Below are 18,721 nucleotides of genomic sequence, written 5' to 3' on the forward strand. Positions count from 1 at the left end.
GCGGTCTGCGAGTGGCACAATCAGTTGCGTGAGCAGCCCGGCTGGTGGGTCGAGCCGACCGCCGAGGGCACCCGCACCACCACCCCGACCGGGCATTCCTACCTGCACCGGACGGAACCGCTGCACGACCGGGGCCGGTCAGGGTGAGGCCCGCGCGAGCCGGGCCAGGTCCGCCTGCTGGCGGGCCGCCTCGCCCGGCGTCATCGGGTCGCCGTGCCCGGGGACGTACCGCCGCGCGCCCCGGGTGAGCAGCGCGGCCAGGGCGCCGGCCCAGCGGCCCGGGTAGGCGTCCGGGCCGACCGCGGGCGGGTTGCCGTTCTCCAGCAGGTCACCGGCGAACAGCACGGCGGCGTCCGGGACGTGCACGGCCAGATCGTGCCCGGTGTGCGCGGGTCCGGGATGCAGCAGCTCCACCCGGCGCCCGCCCAGGTCGAGGGTGTGCGTGCTGCCCGGGCGCGGGCAGACCGGCCGGTCCGGGAGCACCGGCACGGTGCCGGCCAGCGCGTCGGCGGTGCCGGTGTCCCCGGCCTCGCGGTAGTGCCGGACCCACTGCGCCCGCTGGGCGGCCGCGGTCACCGCGATCGCCGCGGCGCAGCCCGCCTGCGCGTGGACCGGCGAGCCGGGGAACGCCGACGTCCCGAAACAGTGGTCGAAGTGCGCGTGGGTGATCGCCACCAGTACCGGCAGGGCGGTCAGCTCCCGGACGGCGGCGGCCAGCTCGGCGCCCTGCACGTCGTCGCCCCGGGTGTCGATCACCAGCGCCCGGTCGGTGCCCAGGACGAGCCCGGTGGTCAGGTCCAGCTCGGCGTGCCTGCGGGCGAGGACGCCGTCGGCGAGTTCGGTCCAGCTCCCGTCCACACCGCCCATCCTGCCCCGGTGATCGGGTCAGACCGCGATCGTGTCGTGCGGCGGGGTGCCCAGGTGCTCCGCGGTGCCGCGGACGACCCGTTCGGCGGTCCAGGCGCAGGCCAGCGCATCCAGCACGTCGTCGAGCCGGGCGGCACCGGGCAGGTCGCCGAGCAGCCGGGCCGGATCGACCCACCCGGCGAGCGCGGCGATCCGCTGCCCGGCGCCGCGGGCGGTCTTCTTGGAGCCGAAGCCGGTCTCCGGGGCCATCGTGCGGAAGGAGAGCTCCGGGTGCGTCTCCACCACCGATCCCGGCAGCTCCAGCCGCTGGAACTCGCGGATCTTCGGCACGATGTTCCAGGTCTGCACGCTGATCTTCCGGCCGGTGATCCGCTGCGCGGCGGCGCAGGCGTCGGCGTAGGTCCGGGCCGCCAGCACCTGCTCCGGCGGGGTGGGGAACAGCGAGGAGCGGGCGGTCCCCAGCCGGGCGGCCGCCGCGACCTCGGCCGGCCGCCGCTCGCCACCGGCCGGGAGCGCCAGCGGGATGTCGATGCCGACGGCGTCGCAGCCGGCGGTCGTCTCCAGCACAGCGGCCGCGTCCGGCAGCACCGACCAGCTCACCCGCCGTGCCCGGCCGGTGCCGGAGAGCACGCACACCACCCAGCCCCCAGGGACCCCGTCCACCCCGCCGACGCGCATGGGGGAGGATCCTGCCCCGTGCGCGTCTACCTGGGCAGTGACCACGCCGGTTTCGAGGTCAAGGGCAAGCTCGTCGAGCACCTGACCGGACAGGGCCACGAGGCGGTCGACGTCGGGGCCCCGACGTACGACGCCCTCGACGACTACCCCGCCTGGTGCATCGAGACGGCCCGCCGGGTCGTCGGGGACCCGGGATCGCTCGGGATCGTGCTGGGCGGGTCCGGCAACGGCGAGCAGATCGCCGCGAACAAGGTGCAGGGCATCCGGGCCGCGCTGGCCTGGAACGAGGCCACCGCGACGCTGGCCCGGGAGCACAACGACGCCCAGGTGATCGGCGTCGGCGCCCGCCAGCACCCGTTCGCCGAGGTCGTCGCGATCGTCGACGCCTTCCTCGCCACCCCGTTCTCCGGCGACGAGCGGCACCAGCGGCGGATCGACCAGATGCTCGACTACGAGCGCACCGGCGAGATCGAGCTTCCGAGCTAGTGCCGGAGGGGCACACGCTGCACCGCCTCGCGCGGCTGCACCGCAGGCTGTTCGTGAAGCGGCCGGTCGCGGTGTCCAGCCCGCAGGGCCGGTTCGCGGCGTCCGCCGCGCTGCTCGACGGCGAGGTGATGACCGGCGCCGAGGCGCACGGCAAGCACCTGTTCCACCGGTACGGCGCCGGGCGCGTCGTGCACGTCCATCTCGGGCTGTACGGGACGTTCGTCGAGCACGAGCTGCCGGCGCCGGAGCCGGTCGGGCAGCTGCGGATGCGGCTGGTCGGCGAGACGCACTACGCCGACCTGCGCGGCCCGACCGCCTGCGAGCTGCTCACCGCGGCCGAGGTGCGGGCGCTGCGGGCCCGGCTCGGGCCCGATCCGCTGCGCCGCGACGCCGATCCGGAACGGGTGTGGGAGCGGATCTCGCGCTCGCGCAGCCCGCTGGCCACGCTGCTGATGGACCAGGCCGTGATCGCCGGGGTCGGGAACGTGTACCGGGCCGAGCTGCTGTTCCGGCACGGTCTCGATCCGCTGCTGCCCGGCCGGTCGCTGGACCGGGAGACCTGGGACGCGATGTGGCCGGACCTGGTCGCGCTGATGCGCGACGGCGTGCGGACCGGGCGGATCGACACCGTCGCCCCCGAGCACGACCCGCGCCGCCGGGGCGAGCCAGGCCGGCGCGACCGGCACGGCGGCGAGGTCTACGTCTACCGCCGGGCCGGCCTGCCCTGCCTGGTCTGCGGGACGCCGGTGCGACACGCCGAGCACGCCGCGCGGAACCTGTTCTGGTGCCCGACGTGCCAGCCGGCACACGGTTAGGGTCCGGCCCGTGGTGGAGCAGAAGCCGATCGAGTGCTGGATGACCGACATGGACGGTGTCCTCGTCCGCGAGGGCAGCATCGTCCCGGGCGCGGACACGCTGCTGTCCCGGCTGCGGGAGAAGGGCGTCCCGTTCCTCGTCCTGACCAACAACAGCATCCACACCCCGCGTGACCTGCGGTACCGGTTGCAGGCGACCGGCCTGGACGTGCCCGAGGCGTCGATCTGGACCTCGGCGCTGGCGACGGCGGCGTTCCTGTCCGAGCAGCGCCCGCAGGGCAGTGCCTACGTGATCGGCGAGGCCGGGCTGACCACCGCGCTGCACGACGTCGGCTACGTCATCACCGACCGCAATCCGGACTACGTCGTGCTGGGGGAGACCCGCACCTACAGCTTCTCCTCGATCGCGACGGCGATGCGGCTGGTCGAGAAGGGCTCCCGGTTCGTCGCCACCAACCCGGACGCGACCGGCCCGTCGCCGGAGGGCATCCTGCCGGCGACCGGCTCGGTGGCGGCGATGATCTCCAAGGCGACCGGGGTGGATCCCTACTTCGTCGGCAAGCCGAACCCGCTGATGATGCGGGCGGCGCTGAACCGGCTGGGCGCGCACTCCGAGTCCACGGTGATGATCGGGGACCGGATGGACACCGACATCCTGGCCGGGCTGGAGGCCGGGATGCGCACGGTGCTGGTGCTCACCGGGATCACCCGGGAGTCGGAGATCGACCGCTTCCCGTTCCGCCCGTCGCGGGTGGTCCCGTCGGTCGCCGACCTGGTCGACGACGTCTGACCCGGCGCGTGCGCTTGCGAATCACACGGTTGTGGTTCACCCTCGAACGCATGTACGGAAACGAGGTGTCCTGGTGCCGGTGCCCCGGTTGCGGCACCGAGGCCGAACTGCCCGCAGCGGAGACCGCCGGGGTCGCGGTGCCGTGCCCGGACTGCACGGACCCGATGGTGCCGGAGTGGACCTGGGAGTCCGCGGCCTGACCGGGCCGGTCAGACCCGGAAGCCCAGCGCGCTGTCCTCGCCGCGGCCCAGCGCGGCCACGTGGTCGTCGACCGTGGTCAGCGAGTGCAGGTCGTGGCCGTTGCGCATGGCCGAGACCAGCGCGCGCTCGGCGGCCTCGATGCCCTCCGCGGTGTCGATCACCGCGGCCAGCCGGTCCGGGGCGGCGATGAGCAGCCCGTCGTCGTCGCCGCAGACGATGTCGCCGGGCCCCACCACGATGCCGCCGAACGACACCGGCTCGTCGACCGTGCCCGGATCGCGGGTGCTGCCCGACGCCGGGCAGGTGCCCCGGGCGAACACCGGGAACCCGATCGACCGCAGCCCGCGCAGGTCACGGACCAGGCCGTCGACGACGATCCCGGCCAGCCCGCGGCGCTTCGCCTCGTTCGCGAACAGCTCGCCCGCCACCGCGCGGGTGCCGCCGGACCCGGCGACCACCAGCACCGACCCGGGCGCGGCGGCGCGCAGCGCGGCGAACATCGGCAGGTGGTCGTCGACGCAGGAGACGGTGACGGCGGGGCCGACCATCGTGACGCCGGGAACCAGCGACCGGATGGCCGGATCCACCACCGGGAACGACTTGTCGGCGTCGCACAGCGACGACACCTGCATGTCACGCAGCCGGCCCAGGAGATCGGTCATCGCACGATCCTCTCTCCTGTGCCCGGCCGGGGCGAACGCGGAGCGGCGGACCTTGCCGGCGTCGTCGCGCAGCGGCCGGTCGACGAACTCGTAGCTGCGCGGGAGCTTCGGCGGGCCGAGCAGCCCGGCCATGTGCGTACGCAGCCGGTCGGCGAGACCGGCCGTCCGGTCCGCCTGCACGACGGCGTGCACGATCCGGCCGTAGTCGTCGTCCGGGAGCCCGACGACGACGGCGTCGCGCACCTCCGGATGCGCCAGCAGCGCCGCCTCGACCTCGGCCGGGTACACGTTCGCGCCGCCGACCAGGATCATGTCGGCCCGCCGGTCGGCGAGGTACAGGTAGCCGTCGGCGTCGAAGGAGCCCATGTCGCCGAGCGACTCCCAGCCGTCCCGCTCCCGGGCCGCGGCGCCCAGGTAGTGGTAGGTCGGCGGGCCGTCGGGACGCATCCAGATCTCCCCGGTGCGGCCGGGCGGCAGCTCGCGGAAGTCGTCGTCGCGCACCGTGATCCGGCCCCTGACCACCCGCCCGACCGAGCCGGGACGGGCCAGCCACTCCCGGCCGTCGATCGCGGTGCCCGCCTGTGACTCGGTGCCCGCGTAGATCTCCAGCACCGTCTCCGGCGGGACCCGCTCCAGCCAGCCGCGCTTGACCTGCGGCGGGCACGGTGCGCCGACGTGCAGCACGGTGCGCAGCGAGCCCAGGTCGGCCGCCGCCCAGTCCGCGGCGGGCAGCCGCAGCATCCGTCCCATCATCGTCGGGACGACGTAGAGCCAGGTGACGCCGTGCTCCCCGACCAGGGACAGTGCGCGGGCCGCGTCGAACCGCTGCATCAGCACGACGTGATGGCCCTGCAGCAGCGCCATCAGCGAGAACATGTACGGCGCGTTGTGGTGCAGCGGCGCGGTGCAGAGCAGGACGCCGTCGCGGTCGATGCGCAGCCCGTCGACCCGGGCCAGCACCTGCTCCACACAGGCGGCCTGCCCGGCGACGATCAGCTTGGGCCGCCCGGTGCTGCCGCCGGAGGTGGGCGCCTTCCAGGACGGTCCGACGACGTCGGGCAGCGGGCCGTCGTCGAAGCCGGTGAGGTCGGCAGGCCCGGCGTCGACGACGAGTGCGGGCCGCGCGACCGCGAGCACGGCGTCCCGCTCGGCGGCGGGCAGCCGCGCCGAGAGCGGCTGCGGGACCGCGCCGAGCTTCCACGCCGCGACCGAGCACTCCAGGTGGTGCACGATGTTCGGGAGCGCGATCGACACCAGGTCGCCGTGGGCCACGCCGCGGTCGGCGAACGCGCGGGCGAGCCGGTTGGTGCGCGCGTCGAACCCGGCCCGGGTGAGCACGGTGTCGCCGTCCGAGACGAGCGGGGCGTCCGGGGCCTGCGCGGCCAGCGACCGCAGCCGGGCCGCGAGCGGGGTCGCGCCGGGGGTGGGCAGGGGTGGCGGGAAGCGCGGCGTCATCGGCGGGTCTCCTGGCGGGTGGGCGGCCGGGACCGACGGTAGGCGCCGCCGATCCCGGCCGCACCGCTCAGCCGCGCGGCACCCGTCCGATCCAGTCGATCATCGCCTGGTCCGGACCGCCCGCCGCGCTCACCTCGGCGGGGTTCTCCGTGCGCATCCGGTCGAGCCGCGCCCGCAGCTCGGGGTCCCCGCGGTGGAACGCCGCCAGCAGCTCCGCCCACCGGTCCGCCAGCGCCCGCACCCGCGGATGGGACGGGTCGGTCCCGGCGTCCATCTCGGCCCGCACCGCCGCGATCAGATCCGGCCACTGCGCGGCCGTCGCCTCGCCCTCGACCCGCCGGGCCTGCAGCCCGGCGACCTGCTCGGGTGTGAAGTACTGCGCGAAGGTCTCGTTCACCCTGCTCACCTCGTCGATCATCCTCAGTACGTCCGACGGGGCCGGGTCCGGCGTGTCCTGCAACCGCTCGACGACACCGGCGAGGGTGCCGCGCAGCGACTGCAGCGCGACCAGCCGGGCGTCGACCTGCTCCAGGTGCGCGGCGAGCACGGCGCCGAACGCCCCGGAGGCCAGTAGGTTCCCGATGGTGTCCAGCGGCAGTCCCAGCTCGCGCAGGGCGACCACCCACCCTCACCCGTACCCCTCCTGTCGGGCCGTCACGTCGTGACGGCAGGATCGACGATGCGGCCTCACGTCGCGTGAGGATCAAGTGCCGACACGCCGGAGCCTGCGACACGCCGTCACGGAATCACTCCGGTGGGTGGTGCGCCGCGGAACGTCCGGCCCGGTGTGTCGTCACCCGGTGCGACGGTGGCCGGTCGCTCGGGAACGGTCCGTGTCCGTCGTCGTGCGGGAACCCGTCCGCGCCGTTTCACACCTCCGTTCTGGCACCGGTCGTCACCGGGTCACCCGTCCGGGTCGTTGCCGTATCCCCGCCGGTGACCGCCTGCCTACCGTCCGCTTGCCGCGACGCACAGAAGTCCCGGCAGTGCGCACGGCACTCGTGCGGCACGTCCGTCCCACCGGACACACGATCGGGGAGAGAGACATGCGCAGGAAGCTCGCGGTCACCGGGATCGCCGTCGTCGCGGCGCTGGTCGCCTTCAGCCCGCTCGCGTCGGCGGCTCCGGCCACCGACGGCGACGGCGACTCGTTCGTCCAGGACGTCGGCAACACCCGGGGCGACCAGTTCGGTCTGGTGAACCTCGACGACGTCAACGTCCTCAACAACGTCGACGTCTGCCCCGGCATCAACGCCGCGGTGGGCAACGTGCTCGGGATCCTCGGGGGAGGCGCCGCCCAGAACCGGGACAACCCGACGAGCTGCTGAGACCCGCCGGCTGAACACGCCGGCAAGCCTCCGCCCCGTATCCCGCCGCCACGGGATGCGGGGCGGACGGCGTCGCGGCCGGTTCACACCCCCGCGCCGCGGTCCGCACCCGCCGCGACCGGTGCGGACCGCGGCGACGGCGTGTGAACCGTGGATCAGGCCGGTCGCGACGGCGCGTGGAAGACGTAGTCGGTGGGGTCCACGCGGCGGGTGCGGTCGTCGTACTCGCGCATGTAGCCGGGCCAGTTGGTGACGATCCGGCCGGTGTCGTCGCGGTACCAGGAGTCGCAGCGGGTCCAGGCGGTGCCGGTGAACCGGGCCTGCAGCTCCGCGTCGTAGGTCCGCTCGACGTCGGAGCGCACCTCCACCGCGCTGCTCCCGCGCCGCTGCGCCTCCTGCAGGGTCTCCCGGACGTAGCGGACCTGGTGCTCCAGGTAGCGGATGATCGACCCGCCGGAGGTGTTGGTGTTCGGTCCGTAGAGGACGAACATCGACGGGAACCCGGGCACCGTCATCCCCAGGTAGGCGTGCGCGCCGCCGGACCACTCGTCGGCCAGCGAGCGCCCGCCGGGGCCGGTGACCGCCATCGGGAACATGAAGTCGGTGGCCGCGAACCCGGTGCCCCAGATGATCGTGTCCACCTCGTGCGTCCGCCCGTCGGCGGTGCGCACCCCCTCCGGCACGATCGCGGTGACCTTCTCGGTCTCCAGGGACACGTTGTCCCGCTGCAGGGCGGGCAGCCAGTTCGAGCTGAACAGCACCCGCTTGCAGCCGAAGGTGTAGTCCGGCCAGACCTTGCGCCGCAGCTCCGGGTCGCGCAGCTGGGCCCGCATGAACAGGGTCGAGTACAGCCGTCCCACGCGGCCCCAGGTGGCCGGGTGCCGGATCATCAGGGTGATCGACTCGCAGTACTCGGTGATGAACCGGCGGCGCCAGCGTTGCAGGCCGGGGACCCGCCGGATCGCGGCCCGCCACCACGCCGGGAAGGCCCGGTTCCGGCGCGGCAGGAACCAGTTCCCGGTCCGCTGGAAGACGCTCAGCTGCCCGACCTGCGGTGCGATCGCGGGCACGAACTGGACCGCGCTCGCCCCGGTGCCGATCACCGCGACCCGGCGGCCGCGCAGGTCGTGGTCGTGGTCCCAGCGGGCCGAGTGGAAGGTGTGCCCGGCGAACGTGTCGAGGCCGGGGATGTCCGGCACGACCGGGCGGTTGAGCTGGCCGGTCGCCACGATCAGGACGTCCGCGGTCCAGGTGCGGCCGTCCTCGGCGGTGGCGGTCCACGGACCGTCCGCGCGGGGCCGGTCGGCGGAGACGATCCGGACGCCGGTCTCGACCAGGTCGGCGACGCCGAACTCGCGGGCCACGTCCTGCAGGTAGGCCAGGATCTCCGGTTGCGGTGAGCAGAGCCGCGACCAGTCGGTGCGCTGGGCGAACGAGTACGAGTACAGGTGGCTCGGGACGTCGCAGGCGGCACCCGGGTAGGTGTTGTGCAGCCAGGTGCCGCCGATGCCGGGGGCGGCGTCGACGACGGTCACGTCCCGGATGCCGTGGGCGCGCAGCTCGATCGCCGCGGCGATTCCGCCGAAGCCGGCGCCGACGACGAGAACGCTCGGTGCGTGCATGGGACCTCCCTGTCACCAGTGGCGGCCGCCACCGTAGCGATCTTCGGACGGATCGTGGGTGCCGGGCACGGCCCGCGCGGGCCCATCGATACGGCCCGCGCGGGCCTGTCGGTACGGCCCGCGCGGACCTGTCGCTACCGCCCGCGCGGGCCCGGGATGCGGGGTGCGGTCCGGGGGAGCACTGTGGAGGCCGGAGATCGGAACCGGCCGGGAACGGGGTGGTGGTGATGGGTGCGATCGTCGTCGGGGTGGACGGATCGGACGCGGCGCTCGACGCGGTCCGGTGGGCGGCGGCGGAGGCCGCGCACCGGCGGGCCGGGCTGGAGCTGGTCCACGCGTTCGACGTCGCCGGGCTCTACGCCGACGCCTCCGTCGCACCCCTGCTCGACGACGTCGAGGCCGCCATGCGCGACGAGGCCCGCGCGGTCCTCGACGCGGCCCGGGACGTCGCGGCGCAGGCCGCGCCGGGCGTCCCGGTCGAGACCCGGGAGGACGCGGAGGCGCCGTCGTCGGTGCTGCGCGAGGCGTCGGGGACGGCGTCGCTGGTGGTGCTCGGCTCGTCCGGCCGCGGCCGGATCGGCACCGCGCTCGGCTCGGTCGTCCTGGCGGTCGCCTCGCACGCAGGGTGCCCGGTGGTGGTGGTCCGCGGGTCGGCCCGGGACGGCGCCCCGGTGCTGGTCGGGGTGGATGGCGGCCCGCTGTCCGACTCCGCGCTGGAGCACGCCTTCGCGATGGCGTCGGCGCACGGTGCGGGGCTGGTCGCGCTCTACGCCTGGCACGACGGCCGGTCCCCGGCGCTGCGCGCGGCCGGGGCCTTCGACCGGCTGCGCGACGACGAGGAGCGGGCGCTCGCCGAGCGGCTCGCCGGCTGGTCGGAACGCTATCCGGACGTCGCCGTCGAGCGGGTGATCGAGCGCTCCGAGCCGAGCCGTGCGCTGGCCGCGCGCAGCGCCGACGCCTCGCTGGTGGTCGTCGCGACCCGGGGGCGCGGCGGGTTCGCCGGGCTGCTGCTGGGGTCGACCGGGCTGTCGCTGATCCAGCACGCGCAGTGCCCGGTGCTGCTGGTCGGGCCGGGGGCCGTCACGAGCTGACCGGCTCCTGCTCCAGCGCCGCGGTCAGGGCCTCGACGGTGACGTCCCCGTGGTACTGGTGCCCGTTGACGAACAGGGTCGGCGTGCCGCGCACCCCGCCCCGCACCGCCGCGTTGAACCCGGCCTCCACCCGGTCCTCGACCTTGCGGGTGGCCGGCCAGAGCACCCGCTCCGGCGGCACCCCGGCGGTCTCGGCGTGCCGGGCCAGGTCGTCCTGGCTCAACCGGGGCGGGCCGGGGGCGAACATCGCGTCGTGCATCTCCCAGAACCGGCCCTCCAGCGCGGCCATCTCGGCGGCCAGCGCCGCGGCGAGCGCGTGCGGGTGCAGTTCGTGCAGCGGGAAGTGCCGGAACGCGAACCGGAGCCGGTCGCCCAGCCGTTCCCGGACCTGCCCGATCACCGGCACCGCCGCGCGGCAGTAGGGGCACTCGTAGTCGCCGTACTCGACCAGCGTGAACTCCGCCGTCGACGGTCCCAGGGTGTGGTCGTACGGGCCGACCGGTGGATCGAGCGGGCTGATGGGGACACCTCCTGCAGACAGCGTGCAGTGCGCAACGGCAGGATCGTCGCATGGCGGTCACCACCCTGGTCGAGCGCGGCGATCTCTCCGACGCCGCCCGGCGCTTCCTCGGCACCGAGTCCGGATCGGCGGTGCTGCTGGTCGTCGCGGCGGTCACCGCGCTGGCCTGGGCGAACGTCGGCGCCGGCTACGAGGACTTCTGGCACGCCGAGCTGGCGATCCGGCTCGGCGGCGGCGAGCTGGCACTGGACCTGCGGCACTGGGTGAACGACGGCCTGATGGTGCTGTTCTTCCTGTCGGTGGGCCTGGAGATTGCCCGCGAGACGACGCTCGGCGAGCTGCGGGGGGTGCGGGCGATCGCCGCACCGGCGGCCGCCGCGGTCGGCGGGCTCGTCGTCCCGGCGCTGGTGTTCCTCTCGCTCAACGCCGGTGGGGAGGCGGCCGGGGCGTGGGGCATCGCGATCTCCACCGACACCGCCGTGATGCTGGGGGTGCTGGCGCTGCTCGGCCCGCGCTGCCCGGACCAGCTGCGGGTGTTCCTGCTGGCGCTGGCGATCGTCGACGACATCGGTGCGGTCGCGGCGATCGCGCTGTTCTACACCGACGAGGTCGACCTGGTGGCGCTGCTGATCGCGGTGGTGCTGCTGGCCGGGCTGCTGGGCCTGCGGCACGTCCGGTTCTGGCGGACCCCGTTCTACGCCGTGATCGGCATCCTGACCTGGCTGGCGGTGCTGCGTTCCGGGGTGCACCCGAGCGTCGTCGGGGTGGCGCTCGGCCTGCTGGTGAACGCCTACGCGCCGCGCCGGCAGGACATGGCGGCCGCGATCGGGGCGGGCAAGAACTTCCTGCTCGACCCGACCCCGGAGCGGGCCAGGGCGGCGCAGGTCACCGCGGTCACCGCGGTCTCCCCGAACGAGCGGCTGCAGCAGCGGATCCAGCCGTGGAGCAGCTACGTGATCGTGCCGCTGTTCGTGCTCGCCAATGCCGGCGTGCTGCTGAACGCGCAGACCCTGTCCGCGGCCGCGACCTCCCTGCTGACCTGGGGCATCGTGCTCGGGCTCGTGGTCGGCAAGCCGATCGGCGTCGCGGCGGGCACCTGGATCGTGCTGCGCACCGGCCTGGGCCGGGTGCCGGACACGCTGCGCTGGGGCCAGCTGCTGGGCGGGTCCGCGCTGTCCGGGATCGGGTTCACGGTGGCGCTGTTCGTCACCGAGCTGGCACTCGACGACGAGCTGCTGATCGCCGAGGCGAAGATCGGCATCCTGACCGGGTCGATCCTGGCGGCGCTGTCCGGCTGGCTGGTGTTCCGGCTGGCCGGGGAGCGCGGTGGGCAGTGCTCGCCGAGCGGCATGCCGACGCTGCCGCCGCGGCCGTGGCGCCCGGTGGACTGACCGGCCCGATCAGTCCGGTCCGGCGGTCAGGAACCCGCGCAGCCGTTCCGCCTCCTCGGCGACGGCACCGGCCTCGGCCCGGGTGAACGGCCGCAGCGGGTGCACCGCGAGATCGTCGCCCGACGTCGTCCAGGTGCCGGCGACCCGGCCGTCGACCAGCACGAACCGGGCGCCGGTGACGCTCAGGCCGCGGTGCGCGTCGTCGATGATCCGGCTGCGGTCGTCGAACCCGAGCACGGCGTTGTCGAAGGCGGGCAGGAACCGCGGCGGCGCCGGGGTGTCCGGGTCGGGCAGGGGTGCGTCGTCGACGTCGAGCAGCTCGCGGCCGCGCTCGTCGCGGAAGGTCCGCAATCGCGGCCGCAGCCGTTCGACGACGGCGGGCAGCCCGGTCAGCCCGCACCAGGCGCGCAGGTCGGCGCTCGCCGCCGGGCCGAACGCGCGCAGGTAGCGCAGCACCAGCGGGCCGGCGTCCGGTTCCGGATCGGGGTCGCGGCCCAGCCAGCTGCCGACGGTCGTGAGCCGGGCCGGGCCGGCGCCGTCCCAGGTGCCCCGCGGCGGGACCTGGACCAGCGGGACGACCGAGACCGCGGCGTCGGCCAGCGCGGCCCGGCCCGCTCCCGGGAACCGGTCGGCGACCAGCCGGGCGACCTCGCCGCCGGTGCGCGGGGTCTCGGCGAACAGCGGCCGCACCGCGTCGGCGAGCGCGGCCGGGTCCACCCCGGGCAGCTCGGCGCGGCGGGCGCCCCAGGTCCGCTGGGTGATCATCGGCTGGCACAGGCCGCGGAAGGCGAGGCAGTCGGCGGCCGTCACCAGGTGCACGGTCCGGCGGATCAGCACGGTGCGCACCAGTGTCCGGTCGTGTAGCGCGGCCGAGGCGGGGCGCGGATCGAAGTCCCCGATCCGGGACCACAGGCCGGTGTAGGGCTCGCGGGGCTCCTGGGCCTGCAGGCCGCCGAGGTGCGCGACGGTCCCGGCGACGCCGGAGCCGCCGCCGGGGTCCGGGGTGTGCCGGGCGAGCAGGTGCTGGCGGGCGAGCGTCGCCCGGTTCAGCGCCCGCCGGCCCAGCACCGTCATCCGGTGAACCGCAGCGTGCCCGCGCCCTCGTTGGCCTCGCGGACCCAGTCGGCGACCGGGCCGGGCTCCGCGGTCCACCGGGAGATGTCACCGACCACGGTGAGCCGGACGCCGTACTGGGCGAACTTCTGGGTGATCGCGCCGGCCAGTCCGCTGCGCAGCCGGAAGAACTCCGGGTCGAGCCGCTGCACCGGGATCTCGACGAGCTCGGCCTGCTGCCCGAACGCGTCGCCGAGGACGTCGATCGCGTCGGCCTCGGAGGCGATCACGGGGCCGTCGGCGGGCAGGGTCAGGACGTGGGGCATGCCGAGCAGCACAGCAGGACGGCGCCCGTCGCGGCAACGGCTTTCACGATCGTGCAGAACTATGATGCACATCACCGAACCGGGACCGTGAGGACCTGCGCCAGCCTGTGTCCCACTGATGTCGAGGAAGGGGACCGACGCCCCGTGAGCCACCCGGGGGGTCTCACGGGCCTCGGACCGGCCGGGCCCACCCGGGGGCGGGCCCGGCCGGGCGTTCGAACGAGGGGGCTCCGAGGTGCCGCGGGTGGGGGAGAACGACCGGCTCGACGCGGCCGCCGACGACTGGCTCATCGGGAAGGTCAGGGGCGGCGACGTCGATGCCTACGAGGAGCTGGTGCGCAGGCACCGGGACCGGATCTACCGGATCGCGCTGCGGATGGTGGGGAACCCGCACGACGCCGAGGACGTCGCGCAGGACGTCGTCGTCTCGCTGTGGACGGCGCTGACCGGCTTCGCCGGGGACAGCCTGTTCACCACCTGGCTGTACCGGGTGGTGGTGAACCGCTGCATCAACCTGATCAACAGACGTCCCCGGTTCGAGTCGCTGGACGATCCGGACGTGGGCGTCTCGCCGGGCGCGGACCTGCAGGTGGAGGCGAAGGGGCACGCCCGCGCGGCGCTCGCCGCGGTCACCGCGCTCCCGGCCGAGCTGCGTGCCCCGGTGGTGCTCGTCGACATCGAGCAGATGACGTACCAGGAGGTGGCAGCCATCCTGAACGTGTCCGAGGCGACGGTCCGCGGACGGTTGTACCGGGCGCGACGACGGCTCCTCGACACCCTGCGGGAGTGGGCATGACCAGCCACGACGAGGTCGCCGGGACGGGCGACCGGCTGGCCTGCGGGCGTTCGGTGGACGAGCTGCTCGACCAGGTCGCGGCCGGTCGGGCGGACCGGCGCGACGGGCACCAGCAGGGCTGCGTGCACTGCCAGGCGGCGCTGGGCGAGTACGGGCGGCTGTGGTCGCCGGTGCGCGAGCTCGCCGCCCAGCCGGTCGCCGCCCCGCAGGGCCGGATCGACCGGATCCTGCGCCAGATCCGCGGCGTGCTGTCCGAGCCCGATCACGCGGTGCTGGCCGGCCCGGACGGCGTCACCCGGATCGCCGCGCGGGTGATCGTGGTGACCGCCCGCCGGTCCGCGCAGTCGGTGCCCGGGGTCCGGGTCGCGCTGAGCCGGACCCTCGACGCGAACGGCACCGGCGACGGCGTCGTCGCGGGCGTCGCCGGGGCCAGCACGGCGATCGAGATCGTGCTCGCCGCCGACTACGGGCAGGACCTGCACGCGCTGGCCGAGCGGGTCCGGCGGACCGTCGCCGACCGGGTGGGCGCGCTGACCGGGCTGTCCACCACGGAGCTGACCGTCGTGATCGACGACGTGCTGCGATGACCGGCGGGACCGCGCTGGCCGAGGAGCTCGCGATCGATTCGCTGCGGGCGACCGCGGAGTGCCGCGCCGACGGGTCGGTCGTGGTCCGGTGCCGGGGCGGGCTCGACGCGGCCACCGCGCCCCCGTTCGCCGAGTTCCTGATCCGCTGGCTCGACCGGTGCTGCTGCGTCGAGCTCGACCTGTCCGGGGTCGACCACCTGGCGGCCGCCGGCGTCGCGGCCGTGCTCACCGGCTGCCGGCACGCCGACCGGGAAGGGCGGCACCTGCGGCTGGGGCCCGGCCGTCCGCCGGTGGTGGTGCGGGTGCTGGTGGCCGCCCGGGTCGTCGTCGGCGACCGGCCGGGGGCGCCCTGCCCGCGGCACCGGGAGCCGGCCGCCTGACGATCGTCGGGGGTGGCCGGTGCCGATCGTCGGATCCGCCGGGGCCCGTCCGGCGGCGAGGGTGCGGCCGTGCCACCGATCCCCGACGTCCCCGACGCGAGCGCCGCCGCACTGGCCCGGGTCCTCGCCCTGCTCACCGGTGCGCCGGACCGGACCGGGACGGTGGTCGCGCTGGCCGGTGAGCTGGCGCTGCTGACCGTCGTGGCCGGGTGGACGTGGCTGTGGTGGCGCGGCCGCCGCAGCGGCCCGGCGACGACGGCGACGGTGCTCGCCGTGCCGGTCGCCGCCGTCCTCGCCTGGCAGCTGAACGAGCTGCTGAAGGACGCCTTCGCGGTGGACCGGCCGTGCCGGCTGCTCGCCGGCTTCCCGGCGTGGGGGGTGTGCCCGGATCCCGGGAGCTGGTCGTTCCCGAGCAACCACGCGACGGTCGCCGGCGCGCTCGCGGTCGGCGTGCTGCTGGTGGCGCTGCGGCTGGGGGCGCGGACCGTGGGCGCGGTCGCGGTGCTCTGCGGGCTCGCCGCGGCCGGGTCGCGGGTGCTGGCCGGGGCGCACTTCCCGCACGACGTCGTCGTCGGGTTCACGCTGGGTGGCATGGTGGCGTTCGTGACCCTCACGCTCGTCGGGACGCTCGCCGCACGCCTGCGACCCGGCCACCCCGCGGTGCGCCGGTGAGCGAGCGCGGCGCCGCGATCGGCGCCGGGGTGGTGCTCGCGTCGGCCTGCTGGCTGGTGCTGTGGCTGCTCCTCGGTGCCCGGGAGAGCCTGTTCGCGGCGACCGCGCTCGCGCCCCTCGTGCTGGCTGCCGGCGGGATCGCCGGCCGCTTCGGGGACCGGCACTCGGCCTGGTTCCCGGCGCTGGTCCCGCCCGCCGGGGCGGTCGTCGCCCACGCCGCGACCGGCGGCGTCGACACCGCGCTGGCCGCCGCGATCGGGCTCGGCGTGCTGCTGTGGTGCCCCTGGCTGGTGGGCCGCTGGTTCCGGGAGCGGGCGGCGCTGGGCAACGCGGGCTGGCGGTTCGCCGCACAGTGGGAGGAGCAGGCCCGCACCGCCGAGTACGAGGCCCGGATGCGCGAGCGGGCCCGGCTCGCCGCCGGCATGCACGACCTGGTCGGGCACGACCTGGCGCGGGCCGCGCTGCGGCTCGGCGCGCTGGAGCTGGACCGCGACCTGCCCGCCGAGGCCCGGCGCGGCGTCGGCGAGGCCCGCGAGCAGGTCACCGCGGCCGCCGAGCACCTCGCGCAGGCGGTGTCCGCGCTGGGCGCCGACCGGGCCGCGCCGACCGGCGGCGGTGTCGACGTCCGCGCGGTGGTCGACGGCGTGCGGACGGCGGGCCGCGCCGTCGAGCTGGTCCCGGCCGATCCGGCGCCAGCCCTCGACGGCACCGACCCGGAGGTGTCCGCGCTGGTCGAGCGGGTGGTCCGGGAGGGACTGACGAACGCCGTCAAGCACGCCGGGGACGCCCCCGCCGAGGTGTCCATCGTCCGCCGCGACGGCGGGATCGGCGTCGTCGTGCGGACCAGGGGGGTGCGCACCGGCCCGGCGGCGCCGGGCTCGGGCAGCGGCCTGTCCGGGCTGGCCGCCGAGACCGCCGCGCTCGGCGGGACGCTGGAGCACGGCCGGTCCGGCGCCGACCACCTGCTCACCGTCCGGCTGCCGGTGCGGCCCCGCACCGGCGACGCCGGCCTGCCCGCGGTGGAGGCGGCCCGGCGGGTCGCGCTCGGTGCCGTGCGCCGCTCCCGCAGCACCGCGGTCCGCGGGATCGCCGCCGCCTTCGCCGTGTCGGTGCTGCTGGTGTCGGCCTACCGGGTCGCCGACGCGGCGACGTCGGTGCTGCCCGCCGACACCTTCGACGCGCTCACCGCGGGCACCGAACGGGCCGCCGTCGAGCACGTGCTGCCGATGCGCACCCGCACCGACGGCACCGGCATCCCACCGCCGCCGGGCGCCTGGTGCGAGTACTACAGCGTGGCCGTCGACCCGTTCGGCACCAGCGCGGCGGACCTGCGCCGGCTCTGCTGGGCCGACGGGGTGCTGGTCGGCAAGGACCTGGTCGTCCGGTCGGCGACGGCGCCGGGCACCATCGGGACATGACCCGGGTGCTGCTGGCCGACGACGAGGCGGTCGTCCGGGTCGGCGTGCGGGCGGTCCTGGCCAGCGATCCCGGCATCGAGGTCGTCGCCGAGGCCGGCGACGGCCGGGAGGCGATCGAGCTGGCCACCGCGCACCGGCCGGACGTCGCGGTGCTGGACGTCCGGATGCCCGGCACCGACGGGCTGGACGCCGCCGCCGAGATCACCCGCCGCGACCTGGGCTGCGCGATCCTGGTGCTCACCACCTTCGCCGACGACGACTACCTGGTCCGCGCGCTCGCCGACGGCGCGGGCGGGTTCGTGCTCAAGACCGGGGACCCGCGGGAGATCGTCGACGGGGTGCGCGCGGTCGCCGCGGGCGGCGCCTACCTGTCCCCGCGGATGGCCCGCCGGGTGCTGGACCTCTACGCCCGCCGCCGCCCCCGGATCGGCCGGGCCGCGGTGGACGCGCTGACCGGCCGGGAGCGGGCGGTGCTCGGCCTGCTCGGCGCCGGCCTGTCGAACGCCGAGATCGGCCGGGAGCTGCACGTCGTCGAGGGCACGGTGAAGGTGCACGTCAGCGCGGTGCTGGAGCGGCTCGGCGTGCGCAACCGGGTGCAGGCGGCGATCGTCGCGCACGAGCACGGCCTCATCCCGGAGTGACGGGCTCGCCCCACCGCCAGGCCGAGCGCTGCTCCTGGTGCCGCCAGAACCCGGCGAACCTGCCGCCCGCCGCGCGCAGCCCGGCGACGGTGCCGTCCTCGACGATCCGGCCGTCCTCGACGAACAGCACCCGGTCGGCGCGCCGGATGCTCGCCAGCCGGTGCGCGACGATCACCCGGGTGCGCGGATGCGGGTCCGCGCCGAGCGCCGCGACGACGGCGATCTCGTTCTCGGTGTCCAGCGCGCTGGTGGCCTCGTCGACCAGCAGCACCGGGGCCGGTTTGAGCAGCGCCCTGGCGATCCCGATCCGCTGGCGCTCGCCGCCGGACAGCGCCGTGCCTGCCTCGCCGACGCGGCTGCGGTCGCCGTCGGGCAGCCGGGCGACGATCGCGTCCACCCGGGCGGCGCCGGTCACCGCGGCCAGCGCCGCCCGGTCCGCACCGGGGGCGCCGACCAGCACGTTGTCGCGCAGCGTCCCGTCGAACAGGTACGGGTCCTGGAAGACCATCGACACCAGCGCCCGGCGGCCGTCGGCGTCGAGCTGGGCGACGTCGGTGCCGCCGACCCGGATGGTGCCGCGGTCGGGACGGTGCAGCCCGGCGAGCAGCGCCAGGATCGTGCTCTTCCCGGAGCCGGACGGGCCGACGATGGCGGTGGTGCTGCCCGGTTCCAGGGTGAGGTCGAGCCCGTCGAGCACCGGTGGGGCGTCCGGCCGGTAGCACCAGCCGGTGATCCGGACGCCGTCGAACTCGATCCGCTCGGCCTGGCCGCCGCCGCGCGGGGCCGGTGTGCCCGGCGTGCTGGTCTACGTCGGCCATGTTCACCGGGACATTCGAGGCCCCGCGATGTGTCAGCCGGTCCATGGCGGGGGTGTCGGGACGTCGGTCACAGTGGCGATCGATCGACGAACGCGTGGTGGGGTCAGGCCGGCACACGGCGGCC

The 18,721-nt window shown here is 75.6% G+C and carries 22 protein-coding genes; 13 read left to right on the forward strand and 9 right to left on the reverse strand.

The features are described 5' to 3' along the window. Positions 1 to 138 precede the first annotated feature (138 nt). On the reverse strand, positions 139 to 858 hold the full coding sequence (locus ACVJO7_RS31955) for an MBL fold metallo-hydrolase (protein WP_344019678.1): 720 nt from the start codon (positions 856 to 858) through the stop codon (positions 139 to 141). A gap of 27 nt (positions 859 to 885) precedes the next feature. Beyond that, entirely contained in the window at positions 886 to 1,545 is a 660-nt protein-coding gene (locus tag ACVJO7_RS31960) for a DUF429 domain-containing protein (protein WP_491676043.1), read from the reverse strand. Between the two features lie 18 nt (positions 1,546 to 1,563). On the opposite strand from ACVJO7_RS31960, the gene ACVJO7_RS31965 reads away from it, so the two are divergent. The 4 genes from ACVJO7_RS31965 to ACVJO7_RS31980 are packed head-to-tail and all read left to right on the forward strand — an operon-like array spanning position 1,564 to position 3,836. Then, on the forward strand, positions 1,564 to 2,031 hold the full coding sequence (locus tag ACVJO7_RS31965; RefSeq protein ID WP_344019674.1) for a ribose-5-phosphate isomerase: 468 nt from the start codon (positions 1,564 to 1,566) through the stop codon (positions 2,029 to 2,031). Next, complete coding sequence (locus tag ACVJO7_RS31970; RefSeq protein WP_491676044.1) at positions 2,031 to 2,846, forward strand: Fpg/Nei family DNA glycosylase; 816 nt, start codon at positions 2,031 to 2,033, stop codon at positions 2,844 to 2,846. The genes ACVJO7_RS31965 and ACVJO7_RS31970 overlap by 1 nt, the downstream gene beginning before the upstream one ends. Positions 2,847 to 2,895: 49 nt before the next feature. After that, entirely contained in the window at positions 2,896 to 3,636 is a 741-nt protein-coding gene (locus tag ACVJO7_RS31975) for an HAD-IIA family hydrolase (protein WP_344019842.1), read from the forward strand. A gap of 50 nt (positions 3,637 to 3,686) precedes the next feature. Further along, on the forward strand, positions 3,687 to 3,836 hold the full coding sequence (locus ACVJO7_RS31980) for a hypothetical protein (protein WP_344019670.1): 150 nt from the start codon (positions 3,687 to 3,689) through the stop codon (positions 3,834 to 3,836). A gap of 9 nt (positions 3,837 to 3,845) precedes the next feature. Here ACVJO7_RS31980 and ACVJO7_RS31985 read toward each other — a convergent pair whose 3' ends face one another. Together ACVJO7_RS31985 and ACVJO7_RS31990 are read right to left on the reverse strand one after the other, a co-directional pair. Next, positions 3,846 to 5,954 (reverse strand): AMP-binding protein, encoded by a 2,109-nt coding sequence (locus ACVJO7_RS31985; RefSeq protein WP_491676045.1) that lies wholly within the window; start codon positions 5,952 to 5,954, stop codon positions 3,846 to 3,848. A gap of 67 nt (positions 5,955 to 6,021) precedes the next feature. Further along, a complete protein-coding gene (locus ACVJO7_RS31990; RefSeq protein WP_491676046.1) occupies positions 6,022 to 6,576 on the reverse strand; it encodes a MerR family transcriptional regulator in 555 nt (184 codons plus the stop codon). A gap of 424 nt (positions 6,577 to 7,000) precedes the next feature. Between ACVJO7_RS31990 and ACVJO7_RS31995 the strand changes: the two genes are divergently transcribed. Continuing rightward, positions 7,001 to 7,282: a hypothetical protein gene (locus ACVJO7_RS31995; protein ID WP_491676047.1), complete on the forward strand. Its 282-nt coding sequence runs from the start codon at positions 7,001 to 7,003 to the stop codon at positions 7,280 to 7,282. Between the two features lie 155 nt (positions 7,283 to 7,437). Here the strand turns inward: ACVJO7_RS31995 and ACVJO7_RS32000 are convergent, their stop codons facing one another. Then, entirely contained in the window at positions 7,438 to 8,904 is a 1,467-nt protein-coding gene (locus ACVJO7_RS32000; RefSeq protein WP_491676048.1) for a flavin-containing monooxygenase, read from the reverse strand. A 227-nt stretch (positions 8,905 to 9,131) separates the two neighbouring features. Between ACVJO7_RS32000 and ACVJO7_RS32005 the strand changes: the two genes are divergently transcribed. Then, positions 9,132 to 9,995, forward strand: coding sequence for a universal stress protein (locus ACVJO7_RS32005; protein WP_491676049.1), 864 nt, complete (start codon positions 9,132 to 9,134; stop codon positions 9,993 to 9,995). On the opposite strand, the gene ACVJO7_RS32010 is transcribed toward ACVJO7_RS32005, so the two are convergent. Then, positions 9,985 to 10,536: a DsbA family protein gene (locus ACVJO7_RS32010; RefSeq protein WP_491676079.1), complete on the reverse strand. Its 552-nt coding sequence runs from the start codon at positions 10,534 to 10,536 to the stop codon at positions 9,985 to 9,987. The two genes, ACVJO7_RS32005 and ACVJO7_RS32010, sit on opposite strands and share 11 nt — an antisense overlap. Before the next feature lie 29 nt (positions 10,537 to 10,565). Here ACVJO7_RS32010 and nhaA point away from each other — a divergent pair, with 29 nt between their 5' ends. Continuing rightward, positions 10,566 to 11,906 (forward strand): Na+/H+ antiporter NhaA, encoded by a 1,341-nt coding sequence (nhaA, locus tag ACVJO7_RS32015; protein ID WP_491676050.1) that lies wholly within the window; start codon positions 10,566 to 10,568, stop codon positions 11,904 to 11,906. 9 nt (positions 11,907 to 11,915) lie between these two features. On the opposite strand, the gene ACVJO7_RS32020 is transcribed toward nhaA, so the two are convergent. Further along, positions 11,916 to 12,980, reverse strand: coding sequence for a winged helix DNA-binding domain-containing protein (locus tag ACVJO7_RS32020; protein WP_491676051.1), 1,065 nt, complete (start codon positions 12,978 to 12,980; stop codon positions 11,916 to 11,918). Further along, positions 12,977 to 13,285 (reverse strand): DUF4180 domain-containing protein, encoded by a 309-nt coding sequence (locus ACVJO7_RS32025; protein ID WP_491676052.1) that lies wholly within the window; start codon positions 13,283 to 13,285, stop codon positions 12,977 to 12,979. Before ACVJO7_RS32025 ends, ACVJO7_RS32020 begins: the two co-directional genes overlap by 4 nt. Before the next feature lie 244 nt (positions 13,286 to 13,529). Here ACVJO7_RS32025 and ACVJO7_RS32030 point away from each other — a divergent pair, with 244 nt between their 5' ends. The 6 genes from ACVJO7_RS32030 (at position 13,530) to ACVJO7_RS32055 (ending at position 17,779) form a co-directional block, all read left to right on the forward strand. After that, positions 13,530 to 14,081, forward strand: a complete 552-nt coding sequence (locus tag ACVJO7_RS32030; RefSeq protein ID WP_491676053.1) for an RNA polymerase sigma factor — start codon at positions 13,530 to 13,532, stop codon at positions 14,079 to 14,081. Beyond that, positions 14,078 to 14,668 carry an Asp23/Gls24 family envelope stress response protein gene (locus tag ACVJO7_RS32035; RefSeq protein ID WP_358489275.1) on the forward strand — a complete coding sequence of 197 codons (591 nt, stop codon included), beginning with the start codon at positions 14,078 to 14,080 and terminating at the stop codon, positions 14,666 to 14,668. The genes ACVJO7_RS32030 and ACVJO7_RS32035 overlap by 4 nt, the downstream gene beginning before the upstream one ends. Next, positions 14,665 to 15,048, forward strand: a complete 384-nt coding sequence (locus ACVJO7_RS32040) for an STAS domain-containing protein (RefSeq protein ID WP_491676054.1) — start codon at positions 14,665 to 14,667, stop codon at positions 15,046 to 15,048. The genes ACVJO7_RS32035 and ACVJO7_RS32040 overlap by 4 nt, the downstream gene beginning before the upstream one ends. A 69-nt stretch (positions 15,049 to 15,117) precedes the next feature. Next, the gene (locus tag ACVJO7_RS32045; RefSeq protein ID WP_491676055.1) at positions 15,118 to 15,720 is read left to right on the forward strand and encodes a phosphatase PAP2 family protein; all 603 of its coding nucleotides are present in this window, start codon (positions 15,118 to 15,120) and stop codon (positions 15,718 to 15,720) included. Next, positions 15,717 to 17,138, forward strand: coding sequence for a sensor histidine kinase (locus tag ACVJO7_RS32050; protein ID WP_491676056.1), 1,422 nt, complete (start codon positions 15,717 to 15,719; stop codon positions 17,136 to 17,138). Before ACVJO7_RS32045 ends, ACVJO7_RS32050 begins: the two co-directional genes overlap by 4 nt. Then, on the forward strand, positions 17,135 to 17,779 hold the full coding sequence (locus ACVJO7_RS32055; RefSeq protein ID WP_491676057.1) for a response regulator: 645 nt from the start codon (positions 17,135 to 17,137) through the stop codon (positions 17,777 to 17,779). The genes ACVJO7_RS32050 and ACVJO7_RS32055 overlap by 4 nt, the downstream gene beginning before the upstream one ends. Here ACVJO7_RS32055 and ACVJO7_RS32060 read toward each other — a convergent pair. After that, complete coding sequence (locus tag ACVJO7_RS32060; protein ID WP_491676058.1) at positions 17,766 to 18,476, reverse strand: ATP-binding cassette domain-containing protein; 711 nt, start codon at positions 18,474 to 18,476, stop codon at positions 17,766 to 17,768. The genes ACVJO7_RS32055 and ACVJO7_RS32060 overlap by 14 nt on opposite strands. Between the last annotated feature and the right edge of the window lie 245 nt (positions 18,477 to 18,721).

The organism is Pseudonocardia sp. DxW, assembly GCF_058448985.1.